This window comes from Pseudomonas sp. MNR3A (genome assembly GCF_009650575.1).
Taxonomy (GTDB): Bacteria; Pseudomonadota; Gammaproteobacteria; order Pseudomonadales; family Pseudomonadaceae; genus Aquipseudomonas; species Aquipseudomonas machongensis.
The window spans coordinates 95,431-118,866 of record NZ_VZZS01000028.1 but is presented as its reverse complement, the minus strand read 5'-3'; the positions used below and the strand labels follow the sequence as shown (position 1 = coordinate 118,866).

Sequence of the window (23,436 nt, the reverse complement as noted above, 5' to 3'; positions counted from 1 at the left end):
CTTTTTGTTGGTCATGGGTCACTGTCTACAATTTGTATAATGAATATAGAGCGCCGTTAGACAATGTGTCTACAGCTATTTCGATGAGCGGTCTGCAGGGTTGCAGGCGGTCGGTATTTGACCATACCTGCATGTCTGAGCGAGACAAACCGGGGTCTGGAAAAGACATTGCACACGGCCGCGACGCCCTGCAGGCAATGAGCGAATCCGACAATTGCACTGAACGCCAGGGCCGCGGACAGGGTCAGCTGCTTTACCAACCCACAAGGAGACCTACCTATGCTCGATATCCACTCGGCGTCAGACAGGCACGACCACAACGTCCAGGGCTGGGAGCGCGTCAGCTCACTGGCAGGCGGTGCCCTGATGATCAGCAAAGGGATGCGTCACGGCGGCCTGATAGGGTTGCTGCAAGTGGCAGTGGGCGGCATGGCGCTGGCCCGCGGCATCAAGGGCCGTTGCGCGACCAAGGCCTGGTTCCACAAGCATCGCGCGGAGTACCGCCGGTTGCATGCCGATATCGAACGCGGGGCGGCGGAATTGAAGGCACTCAAGGCCAGCGCCGAGGCGGCGACCCGCACGGTGACGGTGACCGGTAAGGATCCGTTGGCGGGGGTTTGAATCGGCGGTGGCCTCTTCGCGGGCAAGCCCGCTCCCACAGATCTCGAGAACACCGCTGAACCTGTGGGAGCGGGCTTGCCCGCGAAGAAGTCACCACCGGCTCAACGCAACAACTTGCTCTCCAGCACCTCGGACTCGCGCCCCAGCACGCTCTCGCTGATCTGGATGAACTCTTCTGTACTGACACTGGCCATGCGCATCAGCGCACGAGTGATGTCGTCCAGCGAGCGCTTGTTGTGGCTGTGCAGGCGAATCTCGCGGTCGAGCGCCTGCAGCAACAGCACGCCCCTGGCCACCTGCATTGCGTCGGCCTGCTCGGTGCGAAGGGTCTTTACCTTGGCGCCGTCCTTCTGCAACCGCGCCTGCAACGCCTGGTAGCGGTCATCGCTGATGCCACCGGCGCGGCGCAGCACTTCGATGGCGTAGTAGTCGGTCAGGCTCTCGCCCAGCCAGTCACTGCGATCACGGTCGTCGATCTGCGCGAACAGTTGCACCAGCTCACGCAGCAGCGGGCTGCTGCCGCTCTCGCCGATCAGTGGGCGGGTGCTGTGCAGGTACAGCGAGTTGCGCGAAGCACGCGCACCGCGCCACATGTCGTCGCGGGCACCGACCACCAGCAGCTTGGGCGGATTGCGCGGGAACACCGCCTGCAACTGCGGCCAGACGAAGGTCATCAGGGTGAGGGTATCCATGCGCCGCATGCCCTGCCCCTGCGGTGCGGCGACCGTCACCTCGGTATCCCCCAGGCGTGCGCGGCGGCTGCCGAGGTTGCCGGCGAGCATCCAGCCAGTGGGGCGATCGAACAGGCGCGAGACGTTGTCGATACGGAATTTCTGCTTGCCGATGCGCGGCCAGGCTGTCTCGACGCTCTGCCAGCCCGACGGCAACTCGAAGGCCAGGCGTGTCACCAACTCGGTGCCATCCTGCTGATCGAGACGGGCCGGGGGCACGAGCTGATCGCCGCGAAACAACGCCCAATGCGGCGTGATGCGTGCTTCATGAGCGCTGCCATGGGGCTTCACATCGAGCTGCACGCGGTAACTGAGGCTGCTCTTGCCTGCTCCGGGGTGCCAGACGCCACGGTCCTGCTGCACCTGCCACTGGCCGTCCGCCTTGAAATCGCTGTAGGCGCCCTGCCTGCCCAGGTCGAAGTCCAGGCTGCGAACCGGCGTGCCATCGGCCAGGGTCAGGCGCACTTCGGCCTGGCCCGTCTGGGGCAGCAGGCGCACCTGGTAGTCCAGATCGACCTTCTTCGCCCAGGCCGGGAAGCTGGCCGACAGGGCCAGTAGCAACAACAACGGGCGACGCATACAGAAACTCCTTGTTCCCCAGAGGCGCGGGCCAGGCGGATCAGCCGGCGCGAAAGATCAGGTGGTCTTCCCAGTCGTCTTCGTCGACATCGTTCTCGCTGAGCATCCGCCCGAACTGGGAAATGCGCTGCTCATGGACCTGCTCACGGTCGCCGCAGACCAAGTGGTGCCAGGCTGGCAGGTCCTTGCCCTCGCTGACCAGGCGATAGCCACAGGTGGTCGGCAGCCATTTGAACTGGTCGGCCTTGCCTGGCGTGAGCTGGATGCAGTCGGGCACCTGCTCGAAGCGGTTGGGGTAGTCGCTGCACTGGCAGGTGTTCATGTCCAGCAGTTTGCAGGCGATACGCGTGTAATAGATGCTGTTGTCATCCTCGTCTTCGAGCTTCTGCAGGCAGCATAGCCCGCAGCCGTCGCAGAGCGACTCCCATTCCTGCGGATCGAGCTGGTCGAGGGTCTTGCGCCGCCAGAAGGGCGCGGGGTCGGCGATCATCACACGTTTTCCTGCAATCACTTTGAAGGCCGCGGCGCGCGGCGGCGCCAGTCTAGAGCCTGGCCCGACGCAATGCCATACCGCTTGTCAGTGCCGAACGGACGCAGTAGCGTTCAGGCTTTCCCTCTTCCTTTCGCAGGAGCCCGCATGAGCGCCAATCCCCGCATCGCCGACTATGCCATCAACGAGCAGTTCATCAACCGCTGGTCACCCCGTGCGTTCAACGCGGAGCCGATCAGCGAAGAGACCCTGCTGAGCTTCCTCGAAGCCGCGCGCTGGGCGCCATCGGCCTACAACTCGCAGCCCTGGCGCTTCCTCTATGCCCGCCGCGACACGCCGAACTGGGAGCGCTTCCTGGAGTTTCTGGTGCCGTTCAACCGCAGCTGGGCACAGCAGGCCTCGGCGCTGGTGCTGATTCTCTCCAAGACCACCTTCACCGCGCCTGGCGCCAGCGAAGAGACCCCTGCCCTTTGGCACACCTTCGATACAGGTTCGGCCTGGGGCCACCTGGCGCTGCAGGCGAGCATCAGCGGCTGGCACACCCATGGCATGGCCGGGTTCGACCAGGAGCTGGCGCGCAAGGAACTGAAGATCCCCGAAGGTTATGTGCTGCACGCGATGGTGGCGATCGGCAAGCTGGGCGACAAGGCCAGCCTGATCGAAGCACTGCAGGCCCGTGAAGTGCCGAGCCCGCGTCGACCGCTGAGCGAGTTGGCGGCCGAGGGTGATTTCAGTCTCTAAGACTGGGCTGGCCCTATCGCGGGACAAGCCTGCGATAGGGCCAGCAGAAGCACCTCAATACCCGCGCGAGAAATCCACTTCCCCGCGCAACCCCTGCCCCGCCGCATAGGCCCGGACGTTCTCGACGAACAAGCGCACCATCGCCACCGGCGAGGTCGGTGCCGAACTGTGGCCGGTCAGCAGCAGCCCCCAGGCGGTCCAGAACGGATGGCGCTGGGGCAACGGCTCCTGGCGGCAGACATCGATCACGGCACCCGCCAGGTGCCCGCTCTTGAGTGCCTCGACCAGGTCGGCATCGACCACCGCCACACCACGCCCGGCGTTGATGAACAGCGCGGTCGGCTTGAAGCACTGGAACAGCGCGGCATCGTACAAGTCATGGGTGGCCGGGGTATCCGGCAGCAGGTTGAGCACGTAATCGACCTCACCGACCAGCCGCGGCAACGCATCCAGCCCCGCCACTTCGACGAACGGCGCCTGCTCGCGTGGGCTGCTGGCCACGCCATACAGGGTCACGCCAAACGGCAGCAGGAACTCGGCCACCCGCTGGCCGATGTCGCCGGTGCCAACGATCAGCACCTTGCGCCCTTCCAGGCTGTTGCCCGGCCGGCCGTCCCAGCGCCGCTCGACCTGGCTGACCAGGCGCGCCAGCACATCGCGCTCGTGAACCAGCATGTAGGTCAGCATGTACTCGGCCATGACCTGGCCGAAGATGCCCACCGCACGGGTCAGGCGATAGTCACGCGGCAGGCCGTCGGCCAGCAGCGGCGTGATACCCGCCCAGGTGGACTGCATCCAGGCCGGCTTGTGGCCCTGGCGCAGCAGGCTGGCGACCAGGTGCGGCTCGCCCAGCCAGATCGGGCATTCAGGGGCGTGGCGCGACAATTCGGCGGAATCGCCACTGGTCAGGACCTCCAGGTCCGGTGCCAGCTCGCCCAGCAGGCGAGCGTAAAGGGCATGATCCTGTTCAGCGATCAGAACGCGCATCTCGATGACAACCTTGCAGAACGACGAAAGCGGCCCGTCGAGGGCCGCCTGTTGATAGGGTTCGCGCCCCGGCTCAGGCCGGATCGTTGCGCCGCAGCAGCTCTTCGGGCAGATGCTCGATGTAGTCGTCGTCCGGTGGCGGCATCTGCAGGTGATAACCCTGGTTGTCGAGGTTCTCCAACACCTTGACGATGTCCTCGCGGGCCAGCTTGCGCTCGGGGGTCAGCACCAGGTCGAAGGCATGCACCGGCGTACCGAAGAACGGCAACAGGCCCTCGGGCACGCGCTCCAGGCCCTCGGCCTTGAGCACATACAGGTACATTTCGCGCTTGCGCGGGCTTTTGTAGATCGAGCAGATACGTTTCATCGAGTCTCTCCGGCGCCTGCCAGATCATCCAGCAGGGCCTGGCCCATCCGCTCACGGCGCCAGCCGCGCAGCGAATCGGGCAATTGATAGGGGCCATTGGGGTAGCCGCTCTTGAGCAGGGCTTCAAGGGCCTTCTTGCGCAGCATCAGCTCAGGGGCGATCTGCAGGCGCTCGCCTTCGGCCTGGCCGATGGCGCGCAGGCGCTTGAGAATGCCGGCGGCTTCGATCGGCAGCGGCTCGGGCAGCACCGCGGGCCATTGCTCGGCAGGCTGGCTGGCGGCGCTCTTGATCAGCTTGAGCAGCGTTTCGCCGTCCTGGCGGATGGTGCGCGGGTGCATCTCCTCGATCTTGGCCAGCGCCGACAGGCTGTCGGGCTGACCCTTGGCCATGGGCCACAGCGAGTGCTCCTTGAGGATCCGGCTGCGCGGTACATCGCGGCTGCGCGCTTCACGCTCGCGCCAGGCGCACAGCTCACGCAGCACCGCCAACTGCTGCGGGCCGAGCTTCCAGGCCAGCTTGACGTCGCGGTAAAGGGTTTCGGGCTCGACTTCACGGCGCATTTGCGCCACCAGCTCGGCGCCGTCCTCCAGCACCCAGGCGTACTTGTCATCCGACAGGCGCGGACGCAGGGCGGTGAACAGCTCGGCCAGGTGCACGGCATCTTCGGCGGCGTAGCTGACCTGGGTTTCGGACAGCGGACGCTGCAACCAGTCGGAGCGCGTCTCGCCCTTGGGCAACTCGATGCCCAGCACGTCCTGGACCAGACGCGAATAGCCCATCGAGAAACCGATATTCAGGTAGCCCGCGGCCAACTGCGTGTCGAACAGCGGCTGCGGCAGCTTGCCGGTCAGGCGCAGCAGGACTTCGAGGTCTTCGCTGCAGGCGTGCAGTACCTTGACCACGCCGCTGTCTTCGAGCAATTCGCCCAGTGGCTGCCAGTCGCGGATCAGCAGGGGGTCGATCAGGTAGGCGCTTTGGCCATCGCCGACCTGCACCAGACCAGCCTTGGGATAGAAGGTATCGACCCGCATGAATTCGGTGTCGACGGCCACGAACGGCAGCGTACGCCACTTCCGGCAGAGTTCGGCCAGGGTCTGGTCGTCACGGATCCAGTGTATTTCGATGGCCACAAGGCTCTCCCACAAACATTGGCGCGCAGTATATACGGCGCGGGCACTGCTCGTGAAACCCGGGCCATCCATGGTGGCGATCAGCGGTAGCGCTGGCGCGCGATCAGTTCCTGGCCGTCAGCCAGGGGCGACACCCCGCAAACATGTCCAGCGACTGCTGGTACACCTCGGTATGCACCTGCAGCAGGCCGAGCATCGAGTGGAACAGGTTGTCCTGGCTCAGCGGCGTGTCACGCATCTTCGACAGGCAGTCGGTATCGACGGCGAAGTCCTGGCGGTAGCTGTCGGAGAACCAGGCCAGCAGCGGGATGTGTTTCTGCTGGTCCGGGGCGAGCATGTACGGGGTGCCATGCAGGAACAGGTTGTATTCGCCCAGCGACTCGCCATGGTCGGAGAGGTAGATCATGGCGGTGTCGACCTTGTCCTGGTGCTTGCGCAGGGTGTCGATCAGCGACGCCAGCACCTCGTCGGTGTAGACCAGCGTGTTGTCGTAGCTGTTGACGATGTCCTGCTGGCTGCACTGGTTCAGGGCGTTGCTGCGGCACACCGGAGTGAAGTGCTCGAAGCCTGCCGGGTAACGCTTGTAGTAGTCAGGGCCATGGCTGCCCATCTGGTGCAGCACCAGCACGGTATCCTTGTCGAGGCTGTCGAGCAGCGCATCGAGGTTCTGCAGCAGGATCTGGTCGTGGCACTCGCCATCGGCGCACAGGACCGGGTCCTTGGCGCTGGTGAGGTTGACGTAGTTGAAACGATCGCAGGTGCCTTTGCAGCCTGACTGGTTATCGCGCCACTGCACCTCGATGCCGGCACGCCCGAGGATATCGAGCAGGCCCTCGCGGCGGCTGGCCAGGCTCGGGTCGTAGTCCTTGCGTGCCATGCCGGAGAACATGCAAGGCACCGACACGGCCGTCTCGGTCCCGCACGAATGCACATCGGTAAAGCCCAGCAGGCCAGCCTCCTTCGACAGGCGTGGCGTGGTATCGCGGCCATAACCCAGCACACCGAAGTTCTCGGCGCGGGCACTTTCACCCACCACCAGCACGGTCAGCGACTTGCGCTCGTGCTTCTGCCAGGCGGCATCGCGATGGGCATCTTCGCCGTATTTCTGGAAGGGTTTGGCAGCGCTGCCGAGCTTTTCGCTGGCATAGCTGAACGACGCCCCGACGATATTGCTCGGGGTGAGCATCAAGTGCAGTTCGTGGTGATTGCGAAACAGCGACGACAGACCCTGGTAATTGACCAGCCCGATCGAGCCCAGGGCTGCGACGCAGGCGCCGCTGACGATGAGCTTGCCCAGCAGTTCGCGGTGCCAGGGGCGGTAGGCAATGCGCGCCTTCCAGAGCAACAACGACGGCACGACGCCCAACCCCAGCATATAAAGTGCGAACTTCAACGACAGCAAGTCACGCACTTCTTCGATGTTGGTTTCGGCGACATTGCGGAACATGCCGGCATCAATAAGTACGCCATATTGATTCATGAAGTAGGCGACACCGGCGCCACTCATGAACAGCACAATCAATACCGGTTTCAATACATACTTGAAGGCCAACAACGTCAATATCAGGTTGAAGGCGAACAACATCAGTACGGCAAACGCCAGGCCTAGCCACAGCCCAACCATGCCGGGGGGCAGGATGGTCTCCAGATGCTCCCAGAGGAACAGATTGAGGCCGATCAACAGGTAAAGGCTGGCCAGCAGCGTGACCCACTCGGTCCGCAGTGATTTGATTTTCAACATGGCGTTCGCAATCAGAGTTTAGAAGCGACCAGGCGTACCCGGGCGGGCACCTTGGGAAGTTGGCCGAACTGTAGAAAGCGTAGCATCAATTTTTTGTGAAAAAGACGCCAACAATCGGTTGTGATGCGTCTTTCATGATTAATTAAAGTTCATTCAGCTGCCATTCAGCAGCGTTGCGACGCTGCCGCCTCATCCGGCGAACCGCTCCCGCTGTCGGCAAAGGCAGCTATCCTGAAGGATCAGGATTCTTACCAACCCCTGAAACAGAGGTGAAGAGATGCCAGTCCCGCACGATCTGCTAGCCGACCTGCACATTACCGAAGACAAGTTCCAGGCCCTGATCGACAAGGATCAGGACCTGCACAAGCTGCACAAGGAATACAACGCCAAGGACAAGGAAGTGCTGGCCGCCGAAGGCAACGGCACCAACGACGAAGCGGTCAACCGCCTGCGCAAGGAACGTCTGCTGATCAAGGACAAGATCGAACGGATCATTCATCCGCCCAAGGGTTGAGGTCGTTCGTTGCAATGCCATCGCGGGACAAGTCGGAACGCCGAACCGCCGCTCCCACAGGAACCTCACGGTTTCAGCTACAACGCAGCACTTGTGGGAGCGGCGGTTCGGCGTTCCGACTTGTCCCGCGATGGCGTCAGCCGCCGTTACGCAGAGGCCGCCGCCTGCAACCCCGCCTCGAGGTCGTCGATCAGGTCGCGGTAATCCTCGATCCCCATCGACAAGCGCACCAGGTTCTCGCTGATGCCCATCACGCCCTTCTGCTGCGGGCTGAGCGAGTTGTGCGACATGGTCCAGGAATGGTTGATCATGCTCTCCACACCGCCCAGCGAGTCGGCCAGGACGAAGATCGACAGCGCCTCGACCAGACGATTGACCGCCGCCCGGTCACCCTTCACACGCAGCGCCACCACCGCCCCGCCAGTGCGCATCTGGCGCTGGCACAGCGCATGCTGCGGATGGCTCGCAAGCCCGGGGTAGAACACTTGCTCGACCTGCGGGTGCTGCTCCAGGTACTGCGCCACGCGCAGGGCGTTGGCGCTCTGGCGCTCCATGCGCACATCGAGGGTCTTCAGGCCGCGCAGGGCCAAGTAGCAGTCGAACGGGCCCTGGATCGCGCCCACTGCCATGCTGATCTTGCGCAGGCGCGCCAGCAGCTCATGATTGCCCGCCACCACCACCCCGCCGGTCAGGTCGGAATGGCCGCCGATGTACTTGCTCGCCGAGTGCATCACCAGGTCCACCCCCAGGTTGATCGGCTGCTGGTTCCACGGCGAGCAGAAGGTATTGTCGATGCAGGTGAGGATGCCGCGCTCGCGGGCCAGGTCGCACAGCAGCTTGATGTCCACCAGGTGCAGCAGCGGGTTGGTCGGCGACTCCAGCCAGATCATCTTCGTATTCGGACGGATCGCTGCGGCGACGGCGTCCAGGTCGTTGAGGTCGACGTAGGTGGTGGTCAGGCCGGAGGTGTGTGCCCGGTAGTCCTCCATCAGGCGGAAGGTGCCGCCATAGACCCCATTCATCACTACCACGTGGGCATCCTTGGGCAGCAGTTCGAGCACCGTGGCGGTGGCACTCACGCCCGACGCGCAGGCAACCGCACCGACACCCTCTTCCAGGGCTGCGACGCAGGTTTCATAGGCGTGGCGGGTAGGGTTGGAAACACGGCTGTAGGCGTATTCGGGATTATCGTCCAGGCCGCGCTTGATGAACGAGCTGGAGGTGACGATGGCCGGGAAGATAGCGTTGTCGGCGACGCTGGACTGCTCGCCGGCGTGAATGGTGCGGGTGGCGAAATTGCGCGGTTTTTCGGCCATGGTCGGATCCGTTGACTGAAGGGGGTCAGGTAGAAAACCGCCACTATCGCATATCCCGGTCCGACCCGCTGCAACGGCGCCGGGCGTAGCAAGCGATTCCCCGATTGGGCTACTCTCGAGAAACTTTTTCTGCAAAGCCGCCCCCTATCGCCATGGACAGTTTCGACCAGCACATCCTCACCCTGCTCCAGCGCGACGCCTCGATCTCCCTCAAGGACCTGGCCGAGGCGGTCAACCTGACCACCACGCCCTGCTGGAAACGGGTCAAGCGCCTGGAAGACGAAGGCTATATCCGCGGCCGCGTCGCCTTGCTCGACCCCGAGCGCATCAACCTCGGCCTGAGCGTGTTCGTCCAGCTCAAGACCCAGCGCCACGACAGCGCCTGGCTCGAACATTTCGCCAGGACCGTGACCAGCTTCGAGGAAGTGATGGAGTTCTATCGCATGTCCGGCGACTGGGACTACATGCTGCGGGTGGTGGTCAGCGACATCGCTGCCTACGACCGCTTCTACAAGAAGCTGATCACCAGCACCGACGGGCTATCGAACATCACCTCCAGCTTTGCCATGGAACAGATCAAGTACACCACGGCGTTTCCGGTGTATCGGTGAGAAGGTCGCAGTAGCGGTCTGATGCGCGCTCACTGATCGCTTGATAGACCAGACCTATCAAACAGTCGGGCAAAGCAATTTGACGCCCGTGCCTGCAGGTTATAGCGTGGACATTACCCCCATCCCACCCTTCCGAGCGCGAACGTGGAACACAGCAGCCAGGCCCTGATCGACGGTTTCAACCGGAAAATCGACTACCTGCGAATGTCGGTGACCGACCGCTGCGACTTCCGCTGCGTCTACTGCATGGCCGAAGACATGCAGTTCCTGCCCCGCCAGCAGATCCTCAGCCTCGAAGAGCTCTACCAGGTCGCCGAACGTTTCGTCGCACTGGGCACCCGCAAGATCCGCCTGACCGGCGGCGAGCCGCTGGTACGCCAGGGCATCGTCGACCTGTGCGGGCGCATCGCCGCCCTGCCCGGCCTGCGCGAGCTGTGCATGACCAGCAATGGCTCGCAGCTTGGCCGCCTGGCCCAGCCGCTGTTCGACGCCGGCGTCACACGCCTTAACATCAGCCTCGACAGCCTCGATGCCCAACGCTTCAAGGCCCTGACCCGCACCGGCGACCTGGCCCAGGTGATCGCCGGCATCGACGCTGCGCGCCAGGCAGGCTTCCGCCGCACCAAGCTCAACTGCGTGGTGCTCAAGGGTCGCAATGACGATGAAATCGTCGACCTGGTGCGCTTTGCCATCGACCGCGAACTGGACATCACCTTCATCGAGGAAATGCCCCTGGGCGTGATCAGCGAGCACGAGCGTGGCGAGTCGTTCTACTCCAGCGACGATGTGCGCGAGCGCCTGGAGCCGCACTTCACCCTGATCGAATCGGCCGAATCCTCCCAAGGCCCGGCCCGCTACTGGCGCCTGGCCGAAGCGCCGCAGACGCGGGTCGGCTTCATCTCGCCGCACAGCCACAACTTCTGCGCCACCTGCAATCGCGTGCGCCTGACCGTCGAAGGCCGCTTGCTGCTGTGCCTGGGCAACGAGCACTCGATGGACCTCAAGCAGGTCCTGCGCAGCCATCCCGGTGACAGCGAGCGCCTGGAGCAAGCGATTCGCGAGGCCGTGCACCTCAAGCCCTACCGCCATCACTTCGAGGTGGGTGGCGAGGTGCAGATCCTGCGTTTCATGAACATGACCGGCGGCTGATCGGCCGTCTCTGGAACCGCCTTGATCGTCCATTCCAACACCGACATGCTGCGCATGCTGTTCACCCTGCGCGGCTCGATCGTCAAGCGCATCGCCCTGCGCTGCCTGATGGTGACCTTGCTGGCAGCCCTGATCGTGCTGGTCGAGCGACGTTACCCGGCGCTGTTCTACCCGGTCAGCGCCACGCCCTTCACCCTGCTCGGGTTGTCGCTGTCGATCTTCATGAGCTTTCGCAACAACGCCTGCTACGACCGCTGGTGGGAGGGGCGCAAGGCCTGGGGACGGATGATCATCGAGACCCGCTCGTTCATCCGCGAAAGCGTGGTGATCGCAGATCCGGCCCTGCGACGTGAGCTGCTGCGCAGCCTGTGCGGCTTTGCCCATGCGCTGAACGCGCGCCTGCGCAACGAGGACGAATTGCACGCCGCAAGGCCCTGGCTAGCCGAGGGCGCAGTCGTCACCGAGCACAATGTCTGCGACGGCATCCTGCGCGTAATCGGCGCGCACTGTGCGCGACTGGCCGAACAGCAGCACATCAGCGAATTCCGCTACACCCTGCTCGAGCAACGTCTGCTGGGGCTATCCGAGGTGCAGGCGACCTGCGAGCGGATCAAGGGCACGCCGCTACCGTTCCCCTATACCCTGCTGCTGCACCGCACCATCTACATCTTCTGCCTGCTGCTGCCGTTCGCCCTGGCCCAACCGCTGGGCTGGCTGGCGCCGCTGTTCACCACCATCGTCAGCTACACCTTCCTTGGCCTGGATGCGATCGGCAACGAGCTGGAGGATCCGTTCGGCCGCGACGAGAACGACCTGCCCACCGACGCCATGGTGCGCACGCTGGAGCGCGATGTGCTGTCGGCGCTGGGCGAGCCGCTGCCACCGGTGCTGGAGCCGGTGAAGCATGTGTTGAGCTGAAGCAAGCCCTCTCCTGTAGGAGCGGGCTTGCCCGCGAAGAGGCCCGCCAGACCAACACACCGCTAACGATCAACCCCGACTCTCACACGCCCCCACCGCCTTCAGGTGCGGCACGAAGTTGCACGGCCGATGCCGCGCATCCAGTTGCTCCACCAGAATGCCCTCCCACGCGGTGCGGCAGGCGCCGGTCGAACCCGGCAAAAGTACGGGTATCGCTGACCGTCAGCACGGCGATATTGAGCGGTACGAATACCGCATCCGGTTTGACACTCACGGGGTTTGTCTCCAAGGGGGATTTTGCGTCACGCTAGAACCCTGGGGCGCATGCGTCCAATCGATACGACGTACCGTCCGATCAACACCCTCTATCGCCAGGCCGAACCATGGACATCAAGCAGCTCAAGTTCCTCATCGCCCTCGACCAGACCCGCCACTTCGGCCAGGCCGCCGCGCTGTGCCACATCACCCAGCCGACCCTGTCGATGCGCCTGCGCAACCTGGAGGACGAGCTCGACCTGGTGCTGGTCAAGCGCGGTCAACGTTTCGAGGGCTTCACCGAAGCCGGCGAGCGCATCCTGGCCTGGGCCAAGACCCTGCTCGCCGCCCACGACGGCCTGCAGGCCGAGGCCGCCAGTTGCCGCGGCCAGGTGGTCGGCAGCCTGCGCCTGGGCACCGTGCCGCTGGCCAGCTTCAACCCCATGGAACTGCTGCTGCCGCTGCGCGAGAAATACCCCGAACTGCACTTCCAGCTGAGCTCGTTGAGTTCAGAGCAGATCATCGACGGCCTGAGCCGCAACCAGCTCGACCTGGGCATCTGCTACCTGGACCAGGTCAATGTCAGCTTCTTCGACGTGATCGAGCTGGGCACCACCACCATGGGCCTGCTGCACGATACCCGGCACTTCCAGTTCGACACCGAGCAACTGCGCTGGGAAGACCTCGACGGCCTGCCGCTGGGCCTGCTGAGCAAAGGCATGCACTACCGCCAGTCGCTGGACCTGAGCTTTCGCAGCCGCGGCCTGGAGCCCCAGGCCGTGCTGGAAAGCGACTCGACCTTCCAACTGATCCAGGCACTGAACGCCGGCATCTGCTGCGCGGTGATGCCGCTGGACTGCGGCCTGGAAGATCTGAGCGAACACCTGCGCATCATCCCGGTGGCCGACGCCAGCATTCACAGCCCGGTGGGCCTTTTGCTGCGCCGCAGCGAACCGCGTTCGGCCATCGCCGAACAGTGCTTCGACGAAGCGCGGGCACTGTTCAGCGCAGGCTGAGGCTGCTCAGCGCTTGGCCAGGAAATCCAGCATCACCTTGTTGAACACCTCAGGCTTCTGCAGGAACGCAAAGTGGCTGGTGCCCTCGATGAACTGCAGCTTGGCGCCGGGAATGCTCTTGGAGATATAGCGGGTGTGATCGGGTTTGATCGCCTCGTCGTGATCGCCGTCGACGATCAGGGTCGGCGCCTTGATGGTCGCCAGTTGCGCCGGCGTCCAGTTCGGTTGCTGCTGGTACATCTGGGCCAGCGCGGCATTGAGCTTTTCGAAACCGTCCGGCGTTGGCGACAACTGCTTGTACTCGTCGGCGGCACGGGTGATGAAGGTGCCGAAGGCAGGCTTCTTGTCGGCATCCGGGAAGGCACCGGTCGGGTCGGTGTTGGCGCCGAAGGCGATGATCCGACCAACCTTGTCCGGGTAACGCATGGCCAGGTCCAGCGCGGTGATGCCACCGTCGCTCCAGCCCACCACATCGACCTTGTTCAGGCCCAGCTGTTTCATCAGCCCGACCACGTCATCGGCCATGGCGTCGTAGCTCAGCGGCAGGCCATTGGCATTGCTGCGACCATGGCCACGGGTGTCCACCGAAATGACCTGGTAATGCGCCGACAGCACCTTGGCCTGGCCGGCCAGGTAGTCGGCATTGGCCGGGCCGCCATGCAGCAGGAACACCGGCGTGCCCTTGCCTTCGATGTGGTAGGCGAGCTGCACGCCATTGACCTCGGCGGTCTTGAACGGCCCTGCAAGGTGTGGCGTGGGCGGCAGGACCTCCCAGGTTTCGGCAGCCTGGGCGGTAGCACCGAGCATGGCCAGGCCAAGGGTGCCGAGAAGCAGAGTGCCGCGGGCAAGGGTACGCAGGTGGGGCATGGTGACGACTCCGGTCGTTGGGGTTTCAGCTCGTAAACGCGCGCCACGCCGGTTTATTCCCTCAGCACCCGTCACCCGGTCAGCGACCTTGCCCCAACTGCGCCGCCAACCACTGCGAAAACACCCGCACCCGCGCCGACAGTTGTCGACTCTGTGGGTACACCACCGACACCGGCATCGGCGGTGGCGGGCAGTCCGGCAACAATTCGCGCAGGCTGCCGGCCGCCAGTTCATGGACAATCCGGTAGCGTGGTACCTGAACGATTCCCAGCCCCGAGAGCGCCGCGCCGGTGTACAGGTCAGCGCCGGTCACCGAAACCCTCGCAGGCAACAAACGCTCCACCACCTCACGACCGACCCTGAACTCCAGGGGCACCGCCCGCCCGGTGGCGCTGGACAGGTAATCCACCGCGAAATGCTGCTGCAAGTCGTCCAGCGTCGTGGGCGTGCCGTGCTGCGCGAGGTACTCGGGGCTTGCCACGGTCACCTGTTCAAGGCTGGCGACCTGTCGGCCGATCAATGACGAATCCTGCAGCAGGCCCGCCCGCAGCACGCAATCCACCCCTTCGCGCACCAGATCGACCAGTCGGTCGTCCTCACCGATGTGCAGGGTGATGTCCGGGTACTGCGCCAGGAACCCACCCAGCGCCGGCATGACGAAATGCTTGGCCAGGGTGCCCTGCAGGTTGACCCGCAGCAGGCCCTTGGGCGGGGCGTTGCGAAAGGCGCTTTCGGTCTCCTCGAGGTCCAGCAACAGGCGCACGCATCGGTGGAAGTAGGCCTCGCCATCGTGGGTCATGCGCACGTGCCGGGTGGTGCGCTCGAGCAGGCGCACGCCGAGGCGCTGCTCCAGGCGCTTGATCAGGTTGGTGACGGTGGCCCGCGGGATCTGCAGGTCCTCGGCAGCCTGGGAAAAACTGCCGCGCTCGGCGATACGCACGAACACCTGCATTTCCTGGAAGCGATCCATGGACGGGTTCTCCTGGAGGGTGGCGGCTACCCTTGCTTCGCAAGGGAAAGACGCCAAGTCGATAATTAAAGCAAATGGAACACTGATCGCACTTGCCGCGCAATTATCTTTTTTCGCCAACAGTCCACACTCCTTCCCACACCCACTCAGAAGGATGCCCAGCATGACCTCTTCCGTAGCCCTGATCACCGGTGCCTCGCGCGGCATCGGTGCCGCCATCGCCCGCCGCCTCAGCCGTGACGGCTTCGCCGTGGCGATCAACTACGCCAGCAACGATGCCGAAGCCGATGCACTGGTGGCCGAGATCCGCCAGGCCGGCGGCAAGGCCATCGCCCTCAAGGCCGATGTGTCCAGTGCAGGCCAGGTACAGACCCTGTTCGACACCATCGAGCGGCAACTGGGTCGCATCGATGTGCTGGTCAACAACGCCGGCATCCTCAAGGTCGCGCCCCTGGCGCAGACCAGCGACGAGCTGTACGCCCGCAACTTCGCGATCAACACCCAAGGCGTGTTCAACACCCTGCGCGCTGCCGCGACACGGCTGAACGACGGCGGGCGCATCATCAACCTGACCAGCACCACGCTGGCCCTGAAAATGCCAGGCTACGCCATCTACAACGGCACCAAGGCCGCGGTAGAGGCCTTCACCCAGGTGTTCGCCAAGGAACTGCGCGGTCGCAACATCACCGTCAATGCCGTGGCCCCGGGCCCGGTGGAAACCGAACTGTTCCTGGCCGACAAGACGCCCGAGCAGATCCAGGCCGCCACCCAGGCACCACCCCTGGGCCGCTTGGGCCAGCCAGAGGATATCGCCGGTGTCGTCGCCTTCCTCGCCGGCCCTGACAGCGGCTGGGTCAACGGCCAGATCCTGCGCGCCAACGGTGGCGTGGCCTGAACAGCCGATAACGCCGCCCCACGCCCCTGATCTTCCCGCCTTTTCTGCACCCCGGCCCCCGGGGTGCTGTCATGCGTGGCGGTTTATCGCCACGGCCTGTTGTGGTGCAAAAAAATGATGGCCCGCGCAATGTTTTCGAGCAATTACTCGAAACTTCCGAACTTTCCCAATAAAAACAGTCGATAACAAATTTCGTGCGCGTGACTGTATACGAAAGGCGACCGCAAACCCTACCGCAAACCCGCCATTTGTTTCATGACAAAGATGACAACTGCGAATGTGTTCACAAACTTCGCGATGGCGGATTACCGCCAACTAATAAACGACACAAAAGGATGTTCTAAATAGTCTCCACAGGAGGGTCAGTTTATCCCCACCCAACAATGAATCGCGCCGCGGCCGTGCATAGAGCACACACTTAATGTCCCTTGCCAGGTATGGCGGGGAACCGCCAGGCGCTGTTCGTTTTTTCTCAGCACACACCGTCATGAACCGTACAGCCCGCGATTTACAAAGCCTCCATGCGCCGTCTTCGTCCTGCAAAGCACGTCCACGGCCTCGCTCATTCGGCAACCCGAACGTCATACGAATGAAACATTCGGAATCCCGAATAAAACAACGACCGACCCCGGCAATGCGCATCGTTTCGCGAAAGTTCAAGGACGCCCGTTACCAGATGATCATTGGATCCATGGCACGGTACTTGCCAGAATTTGATCCGCTGCGGAGTCCTTCCGCGACGTGCCTTGCGAAAGATGAGCGAACAATGACAAGCGAATGGCCATTGGCTGTCGAAGTTCGCCCGTGCCACCGAGACAGACCTTACGTCGGATCGTGCTGTTTATCCTGAACATGTGAAACAACAAAGGCGCCCTTCAAGACCGCCAATAACTAACTCATTCATAAAGGTTTAATCATGCCCCTGACCAAGACCAAGCCCGGAAAGATTGTCGCCCTGGACGCTCTGGATACCCCTGATCCGGAAAACGCCCTGTGCTTTGGGTCCTTCGTGCTCTACCCCCAGCAGCATCTGCTGTTCAAGGACGGGGAACTGGTGCAGTTGGGCAGCCGTGCGCTGCAACTGCTGGTCACGCTGGCGAGCCGAACCGGCGAGCTGTTGGAGAAGAACGAGCTGCTGGCGCTGGTCTGGCCCAAGGTCATCGTCGAGGAATGCAACCTGCGCGCGCAAATGACCACCCTGCGCCGAGTGCTTGGCGAAGAAGGAGACTTCACCTACATCGTCACCGTACCGGGCCGCGGGTACCGCTTCGTGGCTCCGGTGACCATCCGTGAAATGGCGCCGCAACCTTTGCTTGCGACCAAACCCGGCAACGACCTGCCGAGCCTTGGCAGCAGCGTCATCGGCCGCGACGACATTTGCCAGACCCTGGCCGAAACCCTGCGCAGCCGCCGCCTGCTCACCCTCACCGGCACCGGCGGCATCGGCAAGACCACCCTGGCGCTGACACTCGCCCACGCCATGGCCGAAGACTTCAGCGAGGGGCGCACCTTCGTCGACCTCACGGAGGCTGACCAGCCTGCCTGCGTCGCCGACCTGGTGGCGGCGGCGCTGGGCATCGACAGCACCGCACAAGACGCCGTGGCGCTGATCGCCGCCCTGTTCGACGAAGCCCGCCACCTGCTGATCCTGGACAACTGCGACCACGTGCTCGAAGCCACCGCGACCCTGGTCGAAGCCCTGCTGCAACAGGCGCCGGGCTGCCATATCCTGGTCACCAGCCGCGAAGCCCTGCACGCCGAAGGCGAATGCGTGCACGAGGTCGCGCCGCTGCCCTGCCCCGCAAACGATCACGTACTGTGCGCCGCCCAGGCCCTGCTCAGCCCGGCCGTCCAGTTGTTCGCCGAGCGCGCCGCTGCGCACGACACGGACTTTGCCTTCAGCGATACCGACGTGCCGGCGGCGCTCGCACTGTGCCGTACCCTCGACGGCAATCCCCTGGCCATCGAGATCGCCGCCAGCCACGTACGCGCCTTTGGCCTGGCCTATCTGGTCGAGCTGCTCGATGGCGACTTCCGCCTGCAGATGGCCGGCCGGCGTACCGCCCTGCCCCGCCACCGCACCCTGCAAGCCTCGCTGGAGTGGAGCCACGCGCTGCTGTGCACGCAGGAGCAGGCGATGTTCCGTCAGCTGTCGGTGTTCACCGGCAGCTTCACCCTCGCCGCCGCCAAGGCGGTGGTCGAGGTCCAGCCAGGCCCTTTCCAGGACGCTGCCTGGCTGGTGGAAAGCCTGATGGACAAGTCGCTGCTGGTGGCCGCCGGGGCGCAACCGATCAAGCGCTACCGCCTGCACCACACGGCCCGCGTGTATGCGGCGCAGCAGCTGGCCCTGCATGACGAGACCGCCGCTATCGCCCAGCGCCACGCGCAGTACACCCTCCAGGAACAACGCCGCGCGGTGCAAGACCTTGAGCGCCTGGACAGCGACAGCTGGCTGGCCCTGCACAGCCCCGGCAGCGACAGCGTACGCAGCGCCTTGAGCTGGTGTTTCAGCGAACAGGGCGACGCCTGTCTCGGCGTCGAACTCACGCTGATGAGCGTGCCGCTGTGGCTGCGCCTGTCGCGGGTCGACGAATGCCACGCCTGGGTCGACCGCGGCCTGCGCTTCGAGGCCATCACACCCCGCCAGCGCATGCTCTTGCTGACCCTCTCGGCCAGCGTCATGGCCCTGACCCGCGGTGCCGGGCAGTCGATCCGTGACGCCTGGCAGCAGGTGATCGAAGACGCCCGCACCCTCGGCGACACCGAGCATGAACTACGCGGCCTGTGGGGCCTCTGGCACGACCACTGCTGCAGCAACCAGCACGCCGAGGCGCTGGACCTGGCCAACCAGTACATCCAGCTCAGCGAACGCACCGGCATCCTCGAACGGCGCATGCTCGGCCGGCGCATGCGGGCAACGCCGCTGTTCCAGATGGCCGACTTCGATGGCGCCCGCCAGGCGATCAGCGAAGCCCTGAGTTTCCCGATGATGCCCCGCGCCCACGTCATCGACAGCCACTTCGACCAAGGTATCGCCGCGCGCTCGCTCAAGGCCCAGGTGCAGTTGCTGCAAGGCCAGGTGGGTCAGGCCCTGCTGACCATCGAGGCCAACGTCGAAGCGGCGTTGACCCAGCACCACCCGGCCAGCCTCTGGTACACCCTGAGCCTGAGCGCCATCCCCATCACCCTGCTGGTCGGCCACGAAAAGCGCAGCCGCGAGTTTCTTGCCCGTCTCAAAGAGAGTCTGGGGGGCCACGAGATGCCGGTATGGCGCCTGTTCGTCCGGTGCTTCGAGCACATTCTGCTGATCCGCCAGGGCAGTGCCGAAGACGGCGTGCGCGGCCTGGGCGAAGCGCTTGACCAGCTCCATGCGATCGGCGACAGCCCGCTGTACAACCTGGTGCGCAGCGAGTACGCCCAAGGTCTGGCGCAGTTGGGGTTGGAACAGTTGGCCATCGAGATCCTCGACCAGACCCTGGCCGTGACCGCCGCTCGCCAGGAACGCTGGTTCCGCCCCGAGCTGTTGCGCATCAAGGCCCAACTGCTGGCCAGGCCCGATTCGCCCGAACGCCAGGCGCAAGCCCAGGAGCTGCTCAACCAGGCCATGCAGGAGGCCCAGGAACAGGGCGCGCGCTTCTGGGCCGGACGCATCACCGCCACCCTTTCGCAGTTGACCAGCCAACCGGAGGAAGCCCCCAGGCGCACCAGCCAGGCCTGGGATCAGCGTCGTCAGGAGCGCCAGTTCAACACCCAGTTTTCACACACGTGAAACCTTGCTGTAACTTGCCAAGGTTGTGCGTTTCAAAGGTCGAGGTCGCCTAGGATCAGACTTCCATGAACCTTTGATGTCGGTCGCGCAACCTGGTCGCCCAGCAACGGAATCGTCTCGGGCTGCGGGGCTGCGCTTGCCGCCGTCCTCGCCCCGGACCGTGCAATGATCAACAGACCCGAAGCCCCCTCCAGCAGCAGCCCTTCCTCCCCCTCCGACACCGCCGGCCTTTTCGACAGCGTCCTCGACAAGGCCCGCCTGCTGCTCAGCGATCCGGGCGCGGACAAGACCTTCAAGCCCAAGGTCCTGGCGGCCAACGACGGCGGCGGCAGCGTGCCGCACGACAAGCCCGCCGATGCCGACAGCTACAAGGACATCACCGAGCTGTCGGAAACCCTCGATATCGGCAAGCTGAAGATCGTCGCCCAGGACAAGGACAACGGCGTCATCTACTTCGAGCACGGCGGCAACAAGTACCAGATCAGCGAGAAGGCCGCGCAGGACAGCCAGCCAGGCTACGAGACCTTCGAGAACCTGCGCTTCGGCCATGCCGTGCCGACCCGTGAAGACCGCGGCCCCGACCACGGCACCCAGCTCTACAACCTGCTCGACACCTTGGCCGACACCCAGGGCACACCAGCCCACGACCTGATCGTCGCCGGCCTCACCGACCCGGGCCAGTCGCTGCTGCGCAAGGACGACAGCGGCTTCCTGCTGGACAACATCCAGTCGGTGGAGCAGGCCACCGACGGCGTGCTCAAGGTCAAGCTCACCAACGGCCGCGAAGTCATCATCGCCGAGGGCATCACGCCCGAGGCCTATGCTGCCTACAGCGGCGCCGGCAAGACCCGTGTCGCACTGGACGACGCCAAGGCCGCCGGCTACGAGCAGGTCACCGGCCTGCCCGCCGGCCTGGACGTGGACAAGCTCAAGGTGGTTTCCGAAGACAAGGACGCCCACGTCATCCTGTTCGAGCACGACGGCCACAAGTACGCGATCAGCCGCGACGACGCCAAGGCCCACGACCGCGGCTACGACTCGCTCGACAGCGTCCCCTCCGCCGCCGCCAACCAGCCCGCCCCGGAGAACCGCGGCAGCCAGCTGTACGACTTCCTGCACGCGCTGGACACGACCAAAGGCACGCCCGCCTTCGACTACATCGAGAACGCCCACAAGCTGCCCGACCAGCACCTGCAGACCCGTGCCGAGGGCACGCTGGGGATGAACGACATCAGCAAGGTCGATGCGCCCACCGACGGCATCCTGGTGGTCACCAAGGCCGACGGCAAACTGGTGGTGGTATCGCGCGACGTCTCCCCCGAAGCCTTCCTCGACTACAGCACCAAGGGCCAGACCCTCGCCGGTCTGGAAAAGGCCAAGGGCGACGGCTACACCAAGGCTGGCCCGGACGACTACCTGGCCTCGACCGAGGACATCATGAGCGTCGGCGGCATCGGCGACTACGGCCCGGGCCTGATCGCCTTCACCCAGCGCAAGCCCGGCGGCGAAGAGCAGAAGATCATCGTCTCGCAGTTCGACAACCCGCAAATGTTCGAACAGATCGCCGACTACCGCAGCAGCATCGCCGAGCAGGTCACCGACGTCGACAAGCTGCGCGCCGACCATGGCCTGCCGCCGCTCAAGGAAGTCTCGGTGGATGAGCTCGCCACCACCGAAAAGGACGAGGACGGCCAGCCGTTGTCGGTACGCGACCTGGCCATCCGCGACCTGGTCGATGGCTACCGCGCCGGGATCAAGGACGGCAGCATTGCCAAGGACGACCCACGGGCCAAGCTGGTTCGGGCGCTGGAAGCCAAGAGCATGGCCGACCATGGCATGTCGATCATCCCTGAGCATGGCTTTGGCAACCATGGCAACGCCAGCGACCCGATCACCGTGACCTCGCGCGATGTGCGCGACGAGATCTTCGATGCCAAGGCCATCGATGCCCAGCTCGGCGAACTGCTCGGCGACCCGACCATCGTCGCCGACCTCAAGAGCAAGCACGACGCGGCCCTGGGCAAGGTCGAAGGCGGCTCGGCGAAAGTCGACGAAACCCGCCAGAAGCTGCTCGACAGCACCTCGTCGGAGAACTTCGTCAAGTACATCAACGACCTGCAGGCCAACGGCCAGACCGAGCTTGCCACCCGTGAAATCCGCAGCGCCTACGCAGGGCTAGCCGACATCGATCCGGCCAAGGCCGACCAGTTCCTGCAGAACCTGCAGATCGACGGCTACACCCTGGAGCTGGACAAGCTGATCGCCGACCCCAGCAAGATCTCCGACGACAACACCGCGCTGGCCACCACCGACCAGACCCTGATCATCCTCCAGGCCCTCAAGGCCAGCGGCGACGGCATCCCGCGCAGGTCGCTGGCGACCTACGAGAAGTTCGTCGAGATGCTGCTCAAGGACAAGGACATGGCCACCGATTTCGGCAAGGTCATGAGCAACCTGGGCGACACCTGGCAGGCCAACGGCAAGATCACCCTCGACGACATCAACAAGGCGGTCAGCACCGAGTTGATGCCGAACCTGAGCGCGGAAAACCGCGGCGCCTTCGTCAAGACCTTGTCCTTCCTCAGCGACAATGGCGTGCTCGGCTCGATGGGCGGTGCGATCTCTCTGGGGCGGGCCATCTATCAGCTGGCCGGCAAGGGCGGCACGCTGGCCGACACCCCACGCGAGCGGGCCGGCATCGCCAACGACTTCATCGGCTTCCTCAGCACCGGTTCGCACTTCGCCACCCTCGGCACCAAGGCCTTCGACAAGGCGTTCGGCACCAACGCCTACAAGCTGATGGGCCTGGACCGCTCGGTGCCGACCATCTGGAGCAAGCCAGGCACTGCGGGGCCCGAGATCCCGCGCAGCGTGCAGGATGTGCAGAACCAGTACTACAACATCATCGACGACGCCATGGCCGACGGTAAGGATGTCGGCAAGGCGCTCAACGGCCAGCCGTTCGACGAAGCCACGATGAACAAGCTGCACCAGGGCATCGAGAGTGGTATCGAAAAGCGTGGCGGCGTGGTCGGCGCAGGCAAGATCGCACGCTTCGCCGGCAGTGCGATCAAGGTCATCGGCGCCGGTGCCGACGTGGTCGGTGGGGTGATCGGCGTGGTCATGGGTGGCCTGACCATCCGCGACGGCGTGCGTGAGAAAGACCCGATCAAGATCGCTTCCGGTTCCTTGTCGGTCGCAGGTGGCGTCAGCAGCCTGTTCGGTGCAGCCGGCAGCGTCGCCGGGGTGTTCGGTATCACCGGGCGCCTGGTGCCCCTGCTCGGGCCGGTGGGGTTCCTGTTCTCCGGAGTGTTCTCCTTCGTCGGTGCGATCCTCAACGACGTCAAGTCGCACAAGCTGCACAAGATCTCGCTGCAGAACTGGGACCAGATCCAGGACTTCAAGCAGGACGGCCTGCTCAAGCCCAACGGCGACGCGGCTTATGTGTGGCTGCAGACCTACCTTTCCGATTGGGGCCAGCGCGACGCGCCGGGCGATCGCAGCATCTTCGATTTCCGCAAGGAAGAGTGGGATGCACGCTCGAGCATCCGCGGCGACCATCGCGTCGATCATCCGGATTACATCGGCGACGGCAACAACCGTCGTTCGGAAGACTACAAGTACTCGCTCAAGCCCTCGGACTGGATCGACGACAACGGCAACATCATCTCGATGGTCGGTGATGGTTATGGCGGGCCGTACAAGCCGGTGGACAACGGCTGATCAACCCTTGCCTTGTGGAGCGGCGGTTCGCCGCTCCACAAGGGCC

At 64.2% G+C, this 23,436-nt stretch carries 19 protein-coding genes and 1 pseudogene; 10 read left to right on the top strand and 10 right to left on the bottom strand.

Going from position 1 to position 23,436, the window contains the following annotated elements; all coding sequences use genetic code 11:
* Window positions 1–279 precede the first annotated feature (279 nt).
* Window positions 280–621 (top strand): DUF2892 domain-containing protein, encoded by a 342-nt coding sequence (locus tag F6X62_RS19065; protein WP_153774406.1) that lies wholly within the window; start codon window positions 280–282, stop codon window positions 619–621.
* 101 nt (window positions 622–722) lie between these two features.
* Here the strand turns inward: F6X62_RS19065 and F6X62_RS19060 are convergent, their stop codons facing one another.
* Window positions 723–1,931 carry a hypothetical protein gene (locus tag F6X62_RS19060; protein WP_153774405.1) on the bottom strand — a complete coding sequence of 403 codons (1,209 nt, stop codon included), beginning with the start codon at window positions 1,929–1,931 and terminating at the stop codon, window positions 723–725.
* 40 nt (window positions 1,932–1,971) lie between these two features.
* Complete coding sequence (locus tag F6X62_RS19055) at window positions 1,972–2,421, bottom strand: YcgN family cysteine cluster protein (RefSeq protein WP_153774404.1); 450 nt, start codon at window positions 2,419–2,421, stop codon at window positions 1,972–1,974.
* Window positions 2,422–2,568: 147 nt separating this feature from the next.
* Between F6X62_RS19055 and F6X62_RS19050 the strand changes: the two genes are divergently transcribed.
* On the top strand, window positions 2,569–3,162 hold the full coding sequence (locus tag F6X62_RS19050) for a nitroreductase family protein (RefSeq protein WP_054895037.1): 594 nt from the start codon (window positions 2,569–2,571) through the stop codon (window positions 3,160–3,162).
* A 54-nt stretch (window positions 3,163–3,216) separates the two neighbouring features.
* On the opposite strand, the gene F6X62_RS19045 is transcribed toward F6X62_RS19050, so the two are convergent.
* The 4 genes from F6X62_RS19045 to F6X62_RS19030 all read right to left on the bottom strand — a co-directional run bounded on the left by F6X62_RS19045 (window position 3,217) and on the right by F6X62_RS19030 (window position 7,387).
* Entirely contained in the window at window positions 3,217–4,149 is a 933-nt protein-coding gene (locus tag F6X62_RS19045) for a D-2-hydroxyacid dehydrogenase (protein WP_063543652.1), read from the bottom strand.
* 73 nt (window positions 4,150–4,222) lie between these two features.
* Window positions 4,223–4,516, bottom strand: coding sequence for a YcgL domain-containing protein (locus tag F6X62_RS19040; protein ID WP_065861425.1), 294 nt, complete (start codon window positions 4,514–4,516; stop codon window positions 4,223–4,225).
* Window positions 4,513–5,646 carry a ribonuclease D gene (gene rnd / locus F6X62_RS19035; protein WP_153774403.1) on the bottom strand — a complete coding sequence of 378 codons (1,134 nt, stop codon included), beginning with the start codon at window positions 5,644–5,646 and terminating at the stop codon, window positions 4,513–4,515. Before rnd ends, F6X62_RS19040 begins: the two co-directional genes overlap by 4 nt.
* Before the next feature lie 103 nt (window positions 5,647–5,749).
* Window positions 5,750–7,387, bottom strand: a complete 1,638-nt coding sequence (locus F6X62_RS19030; RefSeq protein ID WP_153774402.1) for a phosphoethanolamine transferase — start codon at window positions 7,385–7,387, stop codon at window positions 5,750–5,752.
* A gap of 277 nt (window positions 7,388–7,664) precedes the next feature.
* On the opposite strand from F6X62_RS19030, the gene F6X62_RS19025 reads away from it, so the two are divergent.
* Window positions 7,665–7,901 (top strand): YdcH family protein, encoded by a 237-nt coding sequence (locus tag F6X62_RS19025; RefSeq protein ID WP_054895041.1) that lies wholly within the window; start codon window positions 7,665–7,667, stop codon window positions 7,899–7,901.
* A gap of 146 nt (window positions 7,902–8,047) precedes the next feature.
* Here F6X62_RS19025 and F6X62_RS19020 read toward each other — a convergent pair whose 3' ends face one another.
* Complete coding sequence (locus F6X62_RS19020) at window positions 8,048–9,217, bottom strand: PLP-dependent aspartate aminotransferase family protein (protein ID WP_153774401.1); 1,170 nt, start codon at window positions 9,215–9,217, stop codon at window positions 8,048–8,050.
* A 152-nt stretch (window positions 9,218–9,369) separates the two neighbouring features.
* Here F6X62_RS19020 and F6X62_RS19015 point away from each other — a divergent pair, with 152 nt between their 5' ends.
* From F6X62_RS19015 to F6X62_RS19005, 3 genes are all read left to right on the top strand, one after another.
* The gene (locus F6X62_RS19015; protein WP_054895043.1) at window positions 9,370–9,828 is read left to right on the top strand and encodes an Lrp/AsnC family transcriptional regulator; all 459 of its coding nucleotides are present in this window, start codon (window positions 9,370–9,372) and stop codon (window positions 9,826–9,828) included.
* 144 nt (window positions 9,829–9,972) lie between these two features.
* Window positions 9,973–10,977 carry a GTP 3',8-cyclase MoaA gene (gene moaA / locus F6X62_RS19010; protein WP_151924238.1) on the top strand — a complete coding sequence of 335 codons (1,005 nt, stop codon included), beginning with the start codon at window positions 9,973–9,975 and terminating at the stop codon, window positions 10,975–10,977.
* Window positions 10,978–10,998: 21 nt separating this feature from the next.
* Window positions 10,999–11,895 carry a bestrophin family protein gene (locus F6X62_RS19005; RefSeq protein WP_153774400.1) on the top strand — a complete coding sequence of 299 codons (897 nt, stop codon included), beginning with the start codon at window positions 10,999–11,001 and terminating at the stop codon, window positions 11,893–11,895.
* A gap of 69 nt (window positions 11,896–11,964) precedes the next feature.
* On the opposite strand, the pseudogene F6X62_RS19000 reads toward F6X62_RS19005, so the two are convergent.
* A pseudogene (locus tag F6X62_RS19000) lies at window positions 11,965–12,096 on the bottom strand (molybdenum cofactor biosynthesis protein); the annotation flags it as partial.
* A 182-nt stretch (window positions 12,097–12,278) separates the two neighbouring features.
* Between F6X62_RS19000 and F6X62_RS18995 the strand changes: the two are divergent.
* Entirely contained in the window at window positions 12,279–13,166 is an 888-nt protein-coding gene (locus F6X62_RS18995; protein WP_054895046.1) for a LysR family transcriptional regulator, read from the top strand.
* A 6-nt stretch (window positions 13,167–13,172) separates the two neighbouring features.
* On the opposite strand, the gene F6X62_RS18990 is transcribed toward F6X62_RS18995, so the two are convergent.
* Together F6X62_RS18990 and F6X62_RS18985 are read right to left on the bottom strand one after the other, a co-directional pair.
* Window positions 13,173–14,033: an alpha/beta fold hydrolase gene (locus F6X62_RS18990; protein ID WP_256674051.1), complete on the bottom strand. Its 861-nt coding sequence runs from the start codon at window positions 14,031–14,033 to the stop codon at window positions 13,173–13,175.
* A 79-nt stretch (window positions 14,034–14,112) separates the two neighbouring features.
* Complete coding sequence (locus tag F6X62_RS18985) at window positions 14,113–15,003, bottom strand: LysR family transcriptional regulator (RefSeq protein WP_153774399.1); 891 nt, start codon at window positions 15,001–15,003, stop codon at window positions 14,113–14,115.
* 154 nt (window positions 15,004–15,157) lie between these two features.
* Here F6X62_RS18985 and F6X62_RS18980 point away from each other — a divergent pair, with 154 nt between their 5' ends.
* From F6X62_RS18980 to F6X62_RS18970, 3 genes are all read left to right on the top strand, one after another.
* Complete coding sequence (locus F6X62_RS18980; protein ID WP_054895048.1) at window positions 15,158–15,898, top strand: SDR family oxidoreductase; 741 nt, start codon at window positions 15,158–15,160, stop codon at window positions 15,896–15,898.
* Window positions 15,899–16,814: 916 nt separating this feature from the next.
* Complete coding sequence (locus tag F6X62_RS18975; RefSeq protein WP_153774398.1) at window positions 16,815–19,667, top strand: winged helix-turn-helix domain-containing protein; 2,853 nt, start codon at window positions 16,815–16,817, stop codon at window positions 19,665–19,667.
* Window positions 19,668–19,832: 165 nt separating this feature from the next.
* On the top strand, window positions 19,833–23,390 hold the full coding sequence (locus tag F6X62_RS18970; protein ID WP_153774397.1) for a hypothetical protein: 3,558 nt from the start codon (window positions 19,833–19,835) through the stop codon (window positions 23,388–23,390).
* Window positions 23,391–23,436: the final 46 nt, after the last annotated feature.